The 17,620-nt window shown below is 51.7% G+C and carries 7 protein-coding genes; 3 read left to right on the forward strand and 4 right to left on the reverse strand.

What is annotated here, in order from left to right:
• Nucleotides 1–4: 4 nt before the first annotated feature.
• From GEI7407_RS08765 to GEI7407_RS21595, 3 genes are all read right to left on the reverse strand, one after another.
• Nucleotides 5–2,212, reverse strand: coding sequence for a caspase family protein (locus GEI7407_RS08765; protein ID WP_015171787.1), 2,208 nt, complete (start codon nt 2,210–2,212; stop codon nt 5–7).
• 197 nt (nt 2,213–2,409) lie between these two features.
• Entirely contained in the window at nt 2,410–7,413 is a 5,004-nt protein-coding gene (locus GEI7407_RS08770) for a tetratricopeptide repeat protein (RefSeq protein WP_015171788.1), read from the reverse strand.
• Between the two features lie 357 nt (nt 7,414–7,770).
• On the reverse strand, nt 7,771–8,478 hold the full coding sequence (locus GEI7407_RS21595; protein WP_223294505.1) for a PEP-CTERM sorting domain-containing protein: 708 nt from the start codon (nt 8,476–8,478) through the stop codon (nt 7,771–7,773).
• Between the two features lie 602 nt (nt 8,479–9,080).
• Between GEI7407_RS21595 and GEI7407_RS08775 the strand changes: the two genes are divergently transcribed.
• A complete protein-coding gene (locus GEI7407_RS08775) occupies nt 9,081–10,472 on the forward strand; it encodes a malic enzyme-like NAD(P)-binding protein (RefSeq protein ID WP_015171790.1) in 1,392 nt (463 codons plus the stop codon).
• A 142-nt stretch (nt 10,473–10,614) separates the two neighbouring features.
• Nucleotides 10,615–11,100, forward strand: coding sequence for a 2TM domain-containing protein (locus GEI7407_RS08780; RefSeq protein ID WP_015171791.1), 486 nt, complete (start codon nt 10,615–10,617; stop codon nt 11,098–11,100).
• A gap of 437 nt (nt 11,101–11,537) precedes the next feature.
• On the opposite strand, the gene GEI7407_RS21860 is transcribed toward GEI7407_RS08780, so the two are convergent.
• Nucleotides 11,538–14,168 carry a protelomerase family protein gene (locus GEI7407_RS21860; protein WP_015171793.1) on the reverse strand — a complete coding sequence of 877 codons (2,631 nt, stop codon included), beginning with the start codon at nt 14,166–14,168 and terminating at the stop codon, nt 11,538–11,540.
• A 613-nt stretch (nt 14,169–14,781) separates the two neighbouring features.
• On the opposite strand from GEI7407_RS21860, the gene GEI7407_RS21865 reads away from it, so the two are divergent.
• Nucleotides 14,782–17,412, forward strand: a complete 2,631-nt coding sequence (locus GEI7407_RS21865) for a protelomerase family protein (RefSeq protein WP_015171793.1) — start codon at nt 14,782–14,784, stop codon at nt 17,410–17,412.
• Nucleotides 17,413–17,620: the final 208 nt, after the last annotated feature.

Below are 17,620 nucleotides of genomic sequence, written 5' to 3' on the forward strand. Positions count from 1 at the left end.
GTCCCTACCCGATCTCCCATAGGGCCGACAGGGCGACAAACGCCGCCGTGTCCACGGTGGAAGTGGGCCGTGACGCTGCACTTCCCGCCCCAGCGCTTCGAGGGGAATCGAGATCGCGGAGCAGATTCTCGAGCATGTCTAGGGACTCCTCGCCCCTGAGGGGCAAAAATCCCCGGCGCGTTTTCTGCTGGCCTGCCACTCGCTGCAACCCCTGGAAAAAGCTGTCCAGGGGCTGTCGGCTCGCAAAGATCATCACCTCCAGGGACCCGGGTGGTCCCTGGGTGAGCAGGTTCACGCCGTCCTCGGGGCGGGGGATCACCTGGCTGCTGTTTTGGCGCACTAGGGTGGCATCGTCCGGCGCGTCCCAGGTGACGGGATGCAGCACGGTAATGTCGCCGGTGGTGCCGATGGCGATCGCCCCCATGTACAGGTTTTCCGGCTCGCCATTGATCAGCTCGATCTCGATCGAGCGACCAATGCTAGCTGTGCGAGATTCGCGATCGCCCCCCACCCGCGACCCCGCTTCCTGGGCGCCGCGCGTCGCCACGGCCCGAATCACCTGCCCAGAATCGCGATCGCGCACGCGAGCGCTCACCCGCAGCGGTGATACTGCCCCCGTCTCCAGCTGCTGCAAGATCCGGTCCACCAGCAGGGACACCAGGCGAGGCCGCAGCCGCGCGACGGCCTGGGTTGGCGACTCCTCGGGCGGCCCAAACCCCTCGGTCAGCGGGCTGAGGGTCGGCCCAAACAAGCCGATACTGTTCACCGAGGGTAGGGTCGGCAGCTCCTGCACCTGGAGCTGAAACTGCATTTCGGCCGTCAGGCGCCCCAGGAAGCCATCGAGGGGCGTTCGATCGGTTGTGGGGACCAGCTCTACCATCGGCAGCTCCGCGATCGCCGCCTCGAGCTCCGCCCGATCGTCCTGGAGCGACTCATCAATTCCCAGGCGCAGCTTCGGACGGGTCGGCAACGCGATGATCTGCTCCCGCAACCGCAGCCCAGGACGCAGCAGCGCGCGATCGCCCTTCACCCAGCGGCCAGCGCCCCGCAGCCCCTCGCGCTCCAGACACTGGACCTCTCCCACCGGCTGACCCTGGTCATCCACCGCGCTAAACCGGGTGGTTGCTGTCGGCAGTCTCTGGGGCGAAACGCCCCCCAGCCAGAACTGCACCGTCTCTCCTGCCTGCTCAGTCACCACCGCCTCCGCCGATCGCCCCGCCAAGGGCGAAAAGTAGACTGGCCGGTCCTGGTTTTGCTGCGGCTGTGTCCCCAAGCTAGGCGGCTGGGCCGCACCCCGCCGCGCTGCTAGGGCCGTCGTATTTAGCCGCAACGCTTCGTAGAGCTCGGCTGCCGATACCCCTCCCGCCGCTTGCCACAGATAGCGCGTCAGCAGATAGGTAAAGGCCCCCGCACTAAAGCCATCCATGGGAATCTCTAAAGCCGTCTGGCTGCCCAGGGCCGAGCCGATCGCAACCCCCTTGGCTATTCCCTTCGCCCGCAACGCCTCAAACTCCTCAACGGAGAGATTGAGCCGGGCCAGCCAGCGCTCCTGGTCGGCCAGTTCCGCCGCGCTGAGGGGCGTCGAGAAACCTGTCCGGCTAAAGTGGCCACTTTCTGAGCGCACCAGGGCATTTCCCCGCGTGCTCGACCCCGAGAAGCAGCAGTCGAGGACTACGGTCAGCGCCTCCGTCGGAATCAGCCTGGAAAGGAGAAAGAGCGATCGCTCGCTGATGTCTGGCGCCTCCCCTTTTCCCCCAGGTCCTAGCAGATCACCTGGCAAAATCGTGCCCACCAGCCCATCCGATCGCAAGGGCCGAAGGTCGATCATTCTTGAACCGTGGCCGGAGTAGTGCACCACGACCACATCTCCTGCTTTGGTCCCGGCGATCAACTCTTCCTCAAAGGCTTTGAGAATATTGGCGCGGGTCGGCTTATCCGGGGTGCGATCGGAGAGCTCGATAATATCGCTGGGATTGAAGCCAAAGCGATGAATTAGTAACTCCCGCTGCAAGTCAACGTCGGTCAGGCAGCCATGGAGACTCGTGGTGGGCTCTGGATACGCATTGATGCCAATCAACAAGGCGCGCTTGCGGGGCGTATCCTGGGCCAAGACGCGCCCATACTGCATCGCCTGCCGCGAAAACTGTCCCTGGCTCAGCCCCAGGGCCGCCAAGGCTGAACCTGAAAACTGCAAAAAATGACGGCGTTTCATAGATAGGAGGAAAACAATGAAAATTTCAAAAAATAGCCCAAAATGGCCGAAAAATTCTTCTTAAGCAGAGTGCACTCCCCCTCAAGGTACACGCTGCGATCGCCGGATCTTTTCCCTCCACACATTCCTTTAAGGAGGCAAGTAAGGGCGCGAGGACGCGGGCTCTCTCTTTGTCATAAAGGCAGAGAGAGAGGCAATCAGAAACTATTGCCAATGAGCGTGAAAGGCGCCCAGTAATAGGGATGCTGAAACGATGAGAGTTTGGGAGCCTCTGACGCGTCGCGCGCCTGGACTTGTAGACTCGATCGCTTCGCTGCTGTCACCAGCGCCGAGTCACTGCGCAACAGAGAAAGCTGAGCCTGCCGCAGGGCCTCCGCTTTTGTCATCGTCTCTGCGCCCGCAGGCTGCGCGAGGCGGTCATAAAAAAGCTGCATTAGCAGACTGGTACTGGCATCATTCACTGCCCACAGCGATGCCATCACAGACTTGGCGCGGCCCTTTTCCAGGAAATAGGCGCTGATGCCTGCGATCTCGGTGCCGTCTGCGGCAGGTCCTCCCAGTGCCGTCTCACAGGCCGAGAGCACCACGAGGTGCACATCTCTCAGCTGACGGCCAATGGTGTTGATATCGGTAATTTTTAGCGGATCGCCATTGCCCAGGAGCAGATAGGAGGCTTCTGGCGCGCCGGGTTCAAACTTCGCGTGGGTGGCAATGTGGAGAACCCGGTGATCGCTGGCGCGATCGCGCATTGTCTCAAAGTCAAAGGCCTGATTCAAAAAGATCTCACCCGGATAGATCCCTTGGACATCTGCCGGATCTTGTCGGATCACGCCCTTCAGTTCACTCATAACATGGGGCAGCGGATTGAAGCCCGAGACTGCTTGCGACAGGCCCAGTCCCAGCACCGACGGTGGCTCAGCGCTCAGGCGATCGCGCGTATCTGTGAGCTCTGCTGAGAGGACCGTACTCACGGCGTAGTCCTCGATCAGGTAGCGATCGCCATCGTACAGCGCCGCCATCGGCAGATAGCGCGTCACCCGGTCCTGAGCAAACACCAAGTGCTGAATTTGGTTTTGCTGGATTTCCTTCGCTAGGGGCTCTATTAGCCACCCATAGAGCTGCTGTCCCTTGGCCTGAAGCTCTGGCAGCGACGACGCTTGCCCCGCTTGAATCAGCTCTCGGAACGCTAGCACCGTCTGACCAAGCTCCTCTTGGCTCACGGGCACCTCGATCTGGCCGACTACGCCTCCAGCACCGGTCCACAGCAGCCACAGCCGATCTTCGGTCACGAAAGGATAAATTAGCAGGGTTCCTGGCTGCGCCTCGACAATATCTCGCGCTGCATCACTGAGATAGCTCGGATCATTGAAATACTGATCGCGATAGCGATTGTCTCTCACCTTTGCTTCGAAGGCTTTAACCTGCTCGTTATACTGAGCGACTAGAGATTCTTGCTGTCGATAGAGATCTTTGAGGGTGTCGCACTGGCTTTGTTCACAGGTATAGATCTTCTGGCCCAGCGCCACCAAGCTGCCGTGGTCGCTCACGATCTCTTGTTCGAGGGGCGTCATCTGAATCCCTTCGCTGGTCCAGGTTGCCCGAGTATCCCGAGAAAATTCTCGCAATTCCTCTAGCTTCAGCAGCTCCAAGACCTGCTGCGCTTCTCCCAGACGCCCCTGGGTAATCAGCAGATCTGCGAGGGACCGATAACGATCGCTCACGGTCTGTGTAAAAGACTCTTGCTCCTCGTGGGAGAGACTGCGCAGATCTTTGCGGATCTGCTCGGTGAGATTCACCGAGGTCTTGAGAAAGGCGATCGCCACCTCCGGCTGATCTGGCGCTACGAGATTTCCCAGCGAAGAAAGCGATCTGGCTTCATAGCCAGTTTCCTTGAGCTCACGGGCGATCGCCACCGACTGCCGCAGCGCTTCCTGGGCTTTTGCAGGCTGGTCGAGATCTTGATAGGTCAGCCCAAAAATATAGAGTGTCTCTTGGATATCCGATCGCAATCCAATTTTTTCTTGAATGGCCAGCGCCTCTTGCAACAGCGGCAATGCTTTTTCGGGACGTTTCTGCTTCTGATTAATATGGGCAATAACGCGCAACGTCCGACTTTCATTGGCGATCTCTCCTGCGCTCTGGCTATAGCGCAGCGCCTGCTGATAGTAGCCCATCGCATCGTCATAGCGCTCTTGATTCAAGGCGATTGATCCCAAAGTAGCTAAACTCTGGATCTCCTTACGCTGATTTTTAATCTTTTGGCTGAGGGTGAGAGCTTGATTGGCGTAGTCCAAGGCGCGATCGTACTGCCCCAAGGAGCGATAGAGAAACGAGAGACTGAGCTGATCCCCAATCTCTTGTGAAACAGCGCCCACCGATCGATGAATCTCCAAGGCTTCCTGTTGTAGCTTCAGCGCTCGAGCATACTGCGCCTGAGCCGCATAAAGGGAGGCAAGATTTCCCAGCGCAACGGCCTCTCCTCCTTTTTGGCCATTAGCCTGAGCAATTTCTAGAGATTGTTGAAGCTTTGTCTGCGCGTCTTCCGTACGTCCTTGGTCAGAATAAATTAAGCCTATATTGTTGAGGGGAGTAGCCAAGCTTTGTCCAGCCTCTTGAGCCAAGCCCTGGGCTTGTTGATGAAGCTCTAGAGCCCTTTGTAGGTCTCCCTGGTTATGGAGCACGATTGCCCAGTTTCCTAAAATAGATGTTTCTAGGCGTTTTACCGGAATGCTGCGAGCTAGGTCTAGTGCCTGAGTATAGGCCTGGATGCCTTGAGGATACTGGCCGCGATCGCTATAAATTTGCCCTAGAGCGTTGAGGCTATGGGCCTGCTGCGCTTGATCTCCGACTGCCTTTGCCAGACTTATAGACTCATGGGTGAGCGATAGAGCCTGCTCATACTGGCCCATATCGAGATACACTGCCCCCAAATTTTGGAGAGTTTTAGCTTGGTTGCGTCGATCGGCCTGCTCGCGCGCGATCGCAAGAGATTCTTCGTAGGCGCGGATCGCATTGGCATATTCGCCAACGTCATGATAGACAAGCGCAACATTATTCAGCAGTATGCTTTCTGCATAGCGAACTGAGCTCAAGCAGGATTTGCGGCCATACCCATCTACAGAGAAACCAGTACAGAGAGCGACTAAAGCATCTGGATCTCCGTCTTGAATGAGTTCAGTTCGTTTACGGTTGAGCTCTAGTACTTCTAAATAGGTCTCTAAGGCCTGAAGATGAAGCTCTCGATAGGTGTAGACGTTGCCGATATTCTGAAGGGAGGCAATTTCAAGCATCAAATCGCTGCCTCGGGCGAGCTCTAAGGCTTCTTGGAATGACGCGATCGCCTCATCATGGCGATTAGACGCCGTCAGCAATAACCCCACCCGATTGAGGAGGAGACTTTTCTGCTTATTGTCTTGAATGTAGCGATCTTGAAACGGTAGAAGCGACTGAGCAATCTCAAGGGCCTTGTCCACTTGATTTAGCTCGCGATAGACATCTGAGATGAACATGCGAGCCGCAAATTCTCCTGCGCGATCGCCTTGCTGCTCCGCGATCGCCAGAAATTCTTGATAGACTTTCAGGGCCTCTTCCTGACGCTCATTATCTCGATAGGAGCTGGCCAAGCTGCCCAAAATTGTCTGCTTGTAGGCGGGCAGTTCCTCAGCCGGAAACCACTCCTCGTTGGCTTCCAAAAATCTGATCGACGCCTGAAAGGCTTGCAGCGATTTTTCATGCAGGCTTTGGGTACTCCAGGCATGTCCCTGAGCCGTGTAGGTGTGGCTTATCCCTATGATGGCAGAGTATGCGAGGTCTTTTTGATTGTTTTTTTGAGCCTGAAGCAGAGCCTCTTGGAGGTACGGCAAAGCTTGGTTATGGACTTCGATCGCCTCTAAAAATTGTCCTCGCTTAAATAAACTTTGGGCTTCGGTAACATAGGACTGCCCGATGCTCAGTGATGCTTGAGCTTGTTGCTTGGTATCCTCTAACGCTGTTACTGCGGCCTGATACTGGTGAAAGCGCTCTCGCCCTGCTGCGAACTGCCCATCCCAGATCAGCGCATATCCCCACAGACTCAGCACTTCTGCCTGGGCTGCGCGATCGCCCACCGCCCGAAATGTTGCCTCTGCCTGCTGAAAGGCGGCGATCGCCTCCGGATAGCGTTCTGCACTGGAATAAGCGCTGCCTAGATTAAAGCTCAGCCAAGCAATGTCTTTGGAGGTGGCCGGATCGTCGAACTGCTGCCACGCCGTCAGCGATCGCTCCAAAGCGGCGATCGCCTCATCGTAGCGCTTTTGGAAAGAGTGCAAGCGGCCAATCGATCGCAGCAGCGTTGCTTCGGTGCGCCGATCGTCCAGGGTTTCCGCCAGGACTAATCCTTTTTGGTAAGCCTCTAGGGCGATCGCAGGATCGGATGCCTCGGTCAAAATCCCCTCTAGGAGAAAACCCGAAGCCATCAAAGGAGCGTGGTTGAGTTCTTGGGCCAGTGCTTGGGTTTTCGCCAAAGAGGCCTTGGCCTCGGTCGCAGCCTGAAGCTGAGAGTAGGCGCTGGTCTGCCACATATAGGCAATCGCCAAATAGTATTGCCGCTCGGGTACCTGCTCCGGCGACATCTCCAGCGCCTCTAGCTGCGCGATCGCCCCTCGCAAAGTCTCTAGGGCTTCTTTAGGATCGCCTTGCTTGACTTGGGCCACGCCCAGCCAACCTTGAACTCGCCCTTCTCGCAGGCGATCGCCCCGCGCTTGCCACACCGCCAGAGAAGGCTCGATCGCCGCGATCGCCTCCGGGATCTGGTCTTGGCTCAGATAGGCCTCCGCTACCCACTGCTGGGCCTCCGCCACGCCCTCCTCATCTCCCAAGTCCTCGTAGATCGCCAACCCCTTCTGGGCTAGCGCCAGCGCCTCTCCATAGTCTCCCTGCCACACGATCGCCTGCGACAACCCTAACAGCGCTGCGGCCTCCAGAGAGCGATCGCCGCCGCGTTTCGCCGCTGCCCGCACCTGCTCAAAGCCGCGCCGTGCTTCTGCTAGCTCCCCGCGATACAGGTGCGCAAAGCCTGTCTCTAGAGAGGAGGAGATCTCCACCTGAGCGATCCAATGTCTCGAAGCCTCAGTCCGCTGCGCCGATGCCTCAGCCGGCAGCAGCAATCCAGCACTTCCCAGCAGCAGTACACACCATGACACATCCAGAAGACGAGGGGGCATCGTCAACACTCCTGATTGAAACTATCCAAGATGCCTATCTAGTTCCGCTGCTCAACGTAACCAGAGACTACGAAAATTCGATCGCAAAGAATTTTCAGAGGCAACCTATCTGATTGAAACATTCAGATGAATTCTAATTTCGTATGCCTTGGAAAAAATCTACTGATTGCTCAAGCGATCGCCTGGGCCGGACAAAACTTGACCTAGCTATAGAGCCTTGTACACTGTTCAATCATCCCTAAAAAAATCCCTCTTTCATTGTTTGTCCGAGCTTGATCAGAAAAACAATAAAAGAGGGAAAATCGTAATTTAAATGAAAAAGAATCTGGCGAGATTCTTATCTCTGCGCTCTACTCCCTAGACTCTTTTCTGAGTCTTGCGGTAGCGGGATACTCCCAAAGCCGCAGCCACCAAGCCCAGACCTGCCAAAGTTGTTGGCTCAGGGACTGAAACCGGATCATCACCCCCAATATCCTCAATCGGATCAATCGGCGGCACAACTGGCGGATTAGAAACGGTCACTGTCGAAGGTGCAGTTCCTAGCGTCTTGCTGCTGAGCCCACGGTCACCCATAGGAGAACCCACGCTCATCATGCGGACGCCCACGCTCTGTGACGTAAAATCACTCAAGTCTAGATTGGGACCAGAAATTGTAAAGGTTACAGTTTGAAAGTCATCTCCCCCTGCAATGCCTTGTCGGCCAATTTCTGCTCCTACATTGAAAGCTTGGCGAATACCCCGTAGGTCAGCACTATTACTAAAGTTTCCAAAGTCCCCGTTTGTCGAAATAGCTGTCAAAGGGCCACCGGCGAAAGGATTAATCGATAGGCCGCTGATGCCAGGAAGATTGAGGTATACGCCTCGTAAATCGCCAATATATCCTGTTGGTCCAGGCACCACATCGACTTTTACCGTAATCGCGCCTGGATTACGGGTATCGTCGAGCGTGACTCGCACCGAAGGGTAATCTTGAGTATTCGAATTTGTTTGATCGGTCAGATCGATCACTAAAGTATCTGCTTTTGCTGAGGTTGATGCAGCCAACACAAGACTAGCTGTCAGCAAAGCGGTTCGTAGAGTGGTTGAGAGCGCGTTCTTCACAGTGACTAGACTCGAATTATAGGGATAAGTATTCTACGTGCCACTAATATTTTGCCCAAGCTAGAACCTGAAATCACCTGTTGCCCTTTTCTGTAGGGATCTTTTCACCAAATCTTCATCAAGACCTTATGATCACGCAGTCATTTGCCTACTTCTCTTGCCCAAAAGATTCTGTACAGAATGTACTGGCCCTAGTCCTCGTGAAAAACTCTTGATGAATTTAAGTGAATGTTCTGATTGTCTCATGTGTTTCAAGTGAGACTTGATTTGAGTCTTGGATGAGTCTCGAATTGTCTTGATTGTTGGCTATGGACTGCACCCCGGAATAAATCTCGGCGAGTTTGCGGTTGTGTCAGCTTTAGGCCATCTGGATACGATGACTTATCGCTGGCCCAGGTTGCTGAAGTTGAAGGGTAATTGTTTTGCAGGACGCCCTAACGGTGTATCATCTTAGGTTTCACTTCAAACCCACCCTAGCTGTCGATCGGCGGCTGCGATGCGCTCTTGCTCTTAAAAAGAGAAGTCTGCATCCCCTAGATTCACGACTGAGAAATTAGCAATAAGCAATGACAGAACTCACCCCAAACCCTAGTTACAGTTTGTCGATTCGCGTGCAATTGCCCAACCGTGCCGGAATGCTGGCGAGTGTGATGACAGCTATTGGCGAGGCTCGGGGCAATCTGGACCAAGTTGAACTGCTTGAGCGAACGCGCCATGTATCTATCCGAGATATTTCTGTGGACGCTGCGAGTGTTGAGCACGCCGAGCAGATTGTGGCGGCGGTCAAGGGAGTGCCAGACATTAAAGTGCTGAGCGTGTCTGACCGGACGTTTAGCTTGCACCGGGGGGGCAAGATTGCGATTCAAAGTAAACTATCGCTCCATCGTCAGTCAGATTTGGCGATGGCCTACACGCCGGGGGTGGGCCGTATTTGTACGGCGATCGCAGAGGACCCAGAACAGGTCTATCGCTTGACAGTCAAGCAAAATATGGTTGCGATTGTCACGGATGGCAGCGCAGTGCTAGGACTTGGCAATCTAGGGCCAGAGGCTGCTCTCCCGGTGATGGAGGGCAAAGCGATGCTGTTCAAGGAATTTGGGGGAGTCGATGCCTTTCCCGTTTGCTTGGCTACGCAAGACACAGATGAGATCGTTGAGACTGTCAAGCGTATCGCGCCTGTGTTTGGGGGAGTAAACCTAGAAGACATTGCGGCCCCACGTTGTTTTGAGATTGAGGCTCGACTGCGCCAGGAGCTCAACATCCCTGTCTTTCACGATGATCAGCACGGGACGGCGATTGTTTCCCTAGCGGCACTCATGAATGCCTTGAAACTAGTTGATAAGTCCCTGACTGAAGTACGCATTGTCATCAATGGTGCTGGAGCAGCAGGGGTAGCGATCGCGCGTCTCCTTCGCAAAGCTGGTGCCCAGACCATCTGGATCTGCGACTCCAAGGGAATCCTGTCTCACAGCCGATCAGACCTCACAGAGCAAAAGCGTGAGTTTGCCGTCGAAGCTCAAGGCGGTTTGGCCGATGCAATGAAAGGCGCAGATGTTTTCTTGGGGGTGAGCGTTCCAGGTGTGGTGACGCCAGAAATGGTGCGCTCGATGGCTAGAGATCCGATTGTGTTTGCGATGGCTAACCCAATCCCTGAGATCCAGCCTGAGCTGATTGCCAATGAAGTTGCGGTTATGGCGACAGGCCGCAGCGACTATCCCAATCAAATCAACAATGTGCTGGCTTTCCCAGGAATTTTCCGAGGAGCGCTAGACTGCTATGCCACGGAAATGACAACCAACATGTACCTGGAGGCAGCGTCGGCGATCGCTTCATTGGTCAAGCCTTCTGACTTAGACCGCGAGCATATTATTCCTTCAGTCTTTGATGAGCGCGTGGCAACCGCAGTGGCAGCGGCTGTCCAGCACGCTGCTCGCCAAGACGGAGTAGCTCGTCGCTAGGGTCGGTTATCCGTCCTTGCAGCTTTGCGACCAACTCGAATGCTGTGAGCTACACTCGACTTAGATGCTTACCTAAGGGCAGCGCTGCTTATGCTGTTGCCCTTAGTAAGATTCTGACTCAAGTCTTGGGAGCTGCTGTCCTGTGCTACACGATACCTACCGTCAGGAAGATCTTCAAGCAATTCTACAGATTGCGATCACTCGTCAGGCGATGAGTGGAGAGTTTACGCGTTCTCAGCTTCAAGAAATTGCCGAAGACTTGGGTATCTCATCAGAGATTTTATATCAAGCAGAGCGAGAGTGGCTTGCTGAGCAACAGCTGCTTTCAGAACGAGGGATGTTCAAAACCTATCAGAAGAGGCGATCGCGTCAGAAATTATTCAAATTTTTAATTGTGAATAGCTTTTTGATCCTACTGGACTGGGCGACCGGTGGGGGCCTAAGTTGGTCATTGATTTTATTGTTGCTGTGGGGAGCGGGCCTAACTTTAAATATCTGGCGTGCTTCCCAAGATGAGGGAGAAGAATTTGAGCGCTCATTTCAAATTTGGCGACGAAAACGCCAGCTTCAACAATCCATGAACAGTTTGGTCGATCGTTTTTTTCGCCTAGCTCCTATTTCTAACTAATCAACGGGCACCATTGCGCTGATCTTATCTCATTCAAGAGTGTTATTCAGCAAGTGAGCATATTGAAGAAGCGAAGCATAATCATTTGCCAATATCGTTCTTGCGAACGGAACGGAGCCAATAAAATATTAGAAGCCTTTAATGCAGTAGACTTACCAAACGTAACAGTTGAAGGGAGTGACTGCATGGGGCAATGTAGTGCGGGCCCGAACGTTCGAGTGGTGCCGGATCGAGTATGGTATTGTCGCGTAACAATCGACGACGTTAGTCGAATTATCGAGGAGCATCTTAAATCTGACAATCCGATTAAGGATTTAATGCATCCTCGCTTTCATGGATTTGTGGATTGAGTGTTTAAGTGTTTGCGATCGAGTTGAGTTGTGGCTAGGGATGGGTTTTTATCGCATCCACTCTATCTCATCCCATCGCTCAATATCTCATCTTATTAATTCATTCAGTTCAATAATTTCTGCAATTTTTTCCAAATTAGGATGTCTGCGATTATGCCTCGAGCCAATTTCATGTTGTTCGTGGTGTTTTTCTAGCTCCGTTTTCAGCTCATCAAAGACAGCAGCAACGTGTTTTTGATTAGCGCTCAACCCATGAGTTCTCAGGAGAGTTTGAACAACAGGGAAAGAGATATACCACTTATCATTGAAAGCCCGCCCCTCTTGGCTGTTAAGAGAAATAAGAGCCTGGACTGCCCGTCGAATATGATGTAGAGCCTCCTTTTCTGGGATGCGTTTCTTTGGGGACTTTGGCGAATCAGAAACATCCACCGAAGATCGAGTTAAAGCAGGAGCGATCGCAGACTCAACCGGCCGCATCATCCGGTCGTCAACCGCTTGCTCTTGCTCCAGCTCTTGCTCTTGTCCTTGCTCCAGTTCTTGCTCTTTTTCATCCTGAAACGCATCCGTAAGCGATTCCGTTCCCAATAAGAGTTGTCTAAAAGCTTGAAGCTTCCTCCTTGCCTCATCGCACTCCTGCTTGAGCCGTTGGTTTTCAAGCCGTAGCGCCTCCCCTTGAGCAGAGACTTGTACCTGCCGTACCTGAGCGATCGCCTCATCTCGCTCCAGCTTCAGCGTTTCCACCAGTTGTTCCAGAGCTTCCATACGCTCTGTCAGCCAAGCGAGAGTTCGAGCCTGGTCCCTAATCGCAGCGATCGCCCCATCATCCGGGAGAAACTGAGACGTAGTCCTCGTGACAGCGTAGGATTGCCCCTGAGCAAGCTGCTCTAGTATTTGTCCCAGAGCAGCCTCATAGCTCAGTCCCCCCGCTCCTCCACGACCGCGGACCTGAATATTAAAAGAAGCTGCAACCGTTTTCAGAAGGTCAGGGTCAACAGAGAGCATCTTACGCCGATGTCGCACCTTAGGTTTAGCCTCCAAACGAGATGACATTTCTGTTGAAGATAGAGCATTAGCCCCTTCAGCCGCCGTAATTGGTTCATCCATCATCGTTGCTCCCTCTTCCGCCGCCGCTGCCTTCCGCCTCCTCAACACCTCCAGTACCTGGACATTGTGTTGTCCCAACTTGAGCCCTCGGCCATCCCTATCGGCCATAAAACCTGCCGTTCCACTTGCCTGGATCGCCCCCAGAAACGTCCCTTTCTCAACCTCAAGCGGACAGAACCAGTAAATAGCGATCGCCGAATACAACGCCCTCAAATCTGATACCGACTGCAGAAGCACCAAATCATCGAAAGTGCGCTCACACACCTTCCTAATCGCCGTACCCATCTCTTCTTCTGGCAGCGGCTCTAATTTCTGCCACCTCTGCCAAGCAGTGACCACCTGCCTAGCTCCCATGAGCGTTGGCACTTCCAGTCCATCAACCAGAATAGAGAACCCCGACTTCTCCTCCAACCGCTGCCCCATCAACGATTGAATCGTTCGGCCCGTCAGCAATATCAAACCCGTCACCGCCTCTGCCCACCCTTGAGCAAAGAGGAGTCGATCACCCGCACGGTAAATTAGAGCATTAACAGTTTCTAGCTTCAATGATTTGCTGGACACCGCCGCGCCATGGTCGTTCTGATTGGTTGCTTTTTCTGGTTGAAACACCTCTAACACCTCCACCCCTGGCAAACCCAACTTTACTCCTGACTCTCCAGCAACCCGATCTCGAATAAGATAATCATCATAGTTTTGTCGAGCTGAATAGTTTGGAATTTTCTGCCCATTAGTAGTCAATTTGAAATGCCCTTGGATTTCCGCCTTAAATCGATGATCGGGCACCCAATCAGGCTTGTAATAGTACGTAGCAATTTCCGCATACACCGCTCGAAACAAATGGGTATAGAGTCGTTTACCATCGTCTGTTTCCGCCTTCCGCCCTGGCACCAAATCAGCGAAGTGCTGACGACAAGCATGAGGCACCCCAGAGTATCGGGCATTAATGCGACGTTTGAGATGACTTTCTGGCAGATTAAGTGCCCTCAGATCTCTAATATTCCAAACCTCTTGCAGATGAGTGATAGCCTCCAGCACTCGATGAGCGGGAGCCAGTGTAGGAATTTCAAATTCAATTTCTATCTCGTCGCGGCGTTTGACTGCCGTGCAAAACAACAGACTGTAAGCAGTTTTTGATTTGAACTTAGAAATAAGAATTTCACTAATACGGCGACCGACCAATACTGCTAGCCCGGCCGCTACCTCGTTAGGTTTCTCACTACCTAGCAGCGCGATCGCCTTTTCTACTAATTCATTGGCTTGTTGAATAGAAAATAAATTATTGGCACGAGTATTGAGACGATTTGCCTGTTCATTATTTAACTGAGTGTAAACATCAGAAGGCAGCAGGATAAACGGAATAACTGGATGATTTGGGGTAAAAACTCTAAGAGCATTAGCGACATCGGTGCGCCGATTTTTCTGTTGCTCTGGCGTAGTAAGCTTTTTTTCTTCAAACAAGAGGTCAATTTGGTTTGCCCAGTTGGAAGCAGTTTCTTGCCATTCTGGAGATTCTGTAGTTAAGCTCCACACCTGAGGTAGTAAGTTTGTTAATGCTTGCTCAAGCCAGCATGTTTTTGCTTGGGCCGCTGCTTGACGGATAAGAAATGTATTCATAGAAAAAATAAACCTATTTCTATAAAAAATATCGATATGAAATAAATTTCTTATTTCATCTTCCTGATTTGTAAGCGATTACATAGATACGGTTTTATCTCTGACTTCATCTGAAGGAATTCACTCTTATTGTAGTTCTTTGCTCTAGTCTATTATATGTTGCTGCAAGTAAATACTACTGCTATAGTCCTTTCCAGGACGGCTTAAATAACTTATTTAATATTGATGTAAAATAAGTATAAAACTAGATCAATAAAATATTGAGATTTTTATTAATTGAGTTCTTTTTCTAATAAGTTTATTATCAGATAATAAACTTATTAGAAAAAGAACTCAATTAATAAAAATCTCAATATTTTATTGATCTAGTTTTATACTTATTTTACATCAATATTAAATAAGTTATTTAAGCCGTCCTGGAAAGGACTATAGCAGTAGTATTTACTTGCAGCAACATATAATAGACTAGAGCAAAGAACTACAATAAGAGTGAATTCCTTCAGATGAAGTCAGAGATAAAACCGTATCTATGTAATCGCTTACAAATCAGGAAGATGAAATAAGAAATTTATTTCATATCGATATTTTTTATAGAAATAGGTTTATTTTTTCTATGAATACATTTCTTATCCGTCAAGCAGCGGCCCAAGCAAAAACATGCTGGCTTGAGCAAGCATTAACAAACTTACTACCTCAGGTGTGGAGCTTAACTACAGAATCTCCAGAATGGCAAGAAACTGCTTCCAACTGGGCAAACCAAATTGACCTCTTGTTTGAAGAAAAAAAGCTTACTACGCCAGAGCAACAGAAAAATCGGCGCACCGATGTCGCTAATGCTCTTAGAGTTTTTACCCCAAATCATCCAGTTATTCCGTTTATCCTGCTGCCTTCTGATGTTTACACTCAGTTAAATAATGAACAGGCAAATCGTCTCAATACTCGTGCCAATAATTTATTTTCTATTCAACAAGCCAATGAATTAGTAGAAAAGGCGATCGCGCTGCTAGGTAGTGAGAAACCTAACGAGGTAGCGGCCGGGCTAGCAGTATTGGTCGGTCGCCGTATTAGTGAAATTCTTATTTCTAAGTTCAAATCAAAAACTGCTTACAGTCTGTTGTTTTGCACGGCAGTCAAACGCCGCGACGAGATAGAAATTGAATTTGAAATTCCTACACTGGCTCCCGCTCATCGAGTGCTGGAGGCTATCACTCATCTGCAAGAGGTTTGGAATATTAGAGATCTGAGGGCACTTAATCTGCCAGAAAGTCATCTCAAACGTCGCATTAATGCCCGATACTCTGGGGTGCCTCATGCTTGTCGTCAGCACTTCGCTGATTTGGTGCCAGGGCGGAAGGCGGAAACAGACGATGGTAAACGACTCTATACCCATTTGTTTCGAGCGGTGTATGCGGAAATTGCTACGTACTATTACAAGCCTGATTGGGTGCCCGATCATCGATTTAAGGCGGAAATCCAAGGGCATTTCAAATTGACTACTAATGGGCAGAAAATTCCAAACTATTCAGCTCGACAAAACTATGATGATTATCTTATTCGAGATCGGGTTGCTGGAGAGTCAGGAGTAAAGTTGGGTTTGCCAGGGGTGGAGGTGTTAGAGGTGTTTCAACCAGAAAAAGCAACCAATCAGAACGACCATGGCGCGGCGGTGTCCAGCAAATCATTGAAGCTAGAAACTGTTAATGCTCTAATTTACCGTGCGGGTGATCGACTCCTCTTTGCTCAAGGGTGGGCAGAGGCGGTGACGGGTTTGATATTGCTGACGGGCCGAACGATTCAATCGTTGATGGGGCAGCGGTTGGAGGAGAAGTCGGGGTTCTCTATTCTGGTTGATGGACTGGAAGTGCCAACGCTCATGGGAGCTAGGCAGGTGGTCACTGCTTGGCAGAGGTGGCAGAAATTAGAGCCGCTGCCAGAAGAAGAGATGGGTACGGCGATTAGGAAGGTGTGTGAGCGCACTTTCGATGATTTGGTGCTTCTGCAGTCGGTATCAGATTTGAGGGCGTTGTATTCGGCGATCGCTATTTACTGGTTCTGTCCGCTTGAGGTTGAGAAAGGGACGTTTCTGGGGGCGATCCAGGCAAGTGGAACGGCAGGTTTTATGGCCGATAGGGATGGCCGAGGGCTCAAGTTGGGACAACACAATGTCCAGGTACTGGAGGTGTTGAGGAGGCGGAAGGCAGCGGCGGCGGAAGAGGGAGCAACGATGATGGATGAACCAATTACGGCGGCTGAAGGGGCTAATGCTCTATCTTCAACAGAAATGTCATCTCGTTTGGAGGCTAAACCTAAGGTGCGACATCGGCGTAAGATGCTCTCTGTTGACCCTGACCTTCTGAAAACGGTTGCAGCTTCTTTTAATATTCAGGTCCGCGGTCGTGGAGGAGCGGGGGGACTGAGCTATGAGGCTGCTCTGGGACAAATACTAGAGCAGCTTGCTCAGGGGCAATCCTACGCTGTCACGAGGACTACGTCTCAGTTTCTCCCGGATGATGGGGCGATCGCTGCGATTAGGGACCAGGCTCGAACTCTCGCTTGGCTGACAGAGCGTATGGAAGCTCTGGAACAACTGGTGGAAACGCTGAAGCTGGAGCGAGATGAGGCGATCGCTCAGGTACGGCAGGTACAAGTCTCTGCTCAAGGGGAGGCGCTACGGCTTGAAAACCAACGGCTCAAGCAGGAGTGCGATGAGGCAAGGAGGAAGCTTCAAGCTTTTAGACAACTCTTATTGGGAACGGAATCGCTTACGGATGCGTTTCAGGATGAAAAAGAGCAAGAACTGGAGCAAGGACAAGAGCAAGAGCTGGAGCAAGAGCAAGCGGTTGACGACCGGATGATGCGGCCGGTTGAGTCTGCGATCGCTCCTGCTTTAACTCGATCTTCGGTGGATGTTTCTGATTCGCCAAAGTCCCCAAAGAAACGCATCCCAGAAAAGGAGGCTCTACATCATATTCGACGGGCAGTCCAGGCTCTTATTTCTCTTAACAGCCAAGAGGGGCGGGCTTTCAATGATAAGTGGTATATCTCTTTCCCTGTTGTTCAAACTCTCCTGAGAACTCATGGGTTGAGCGCTAATCAAAAACACGTTGCTGCTGTCTTTGATGAGCTGAAAACGGAGCTAGAAAAACACCACGAACAACATGAAATTGGCTCGAGGCATAATCGCAGACATCCTAATTTGGAAAAAATTGCAGAAATTATTGAACTGAATGAATTAATAAGATGAGATATTGAGCGATGGGATGAGATAGAGTGGATGCGATAAAAACCCATCCCTAGCCACAACTCAACTCGATCGCAAACACTTAAACACTCAATCCACAAATCCATGAAAGCGAGGATGCATTAAATCCTTAATCGGATTGTCAATCTTATCGAAACGAACAAGTGAATCTTTGCAGATTGACTATTCAATAAGCTAAAAGCATTTTTCG

The organism is Geitlerinema sp. PCC 7407 (assembly GCF_000317045.1).
GTDB lineage: Bacteria > Cyanobacteriota > Cyanobacteriia > PCC-7407 > PCC-7407 > PCC-7407.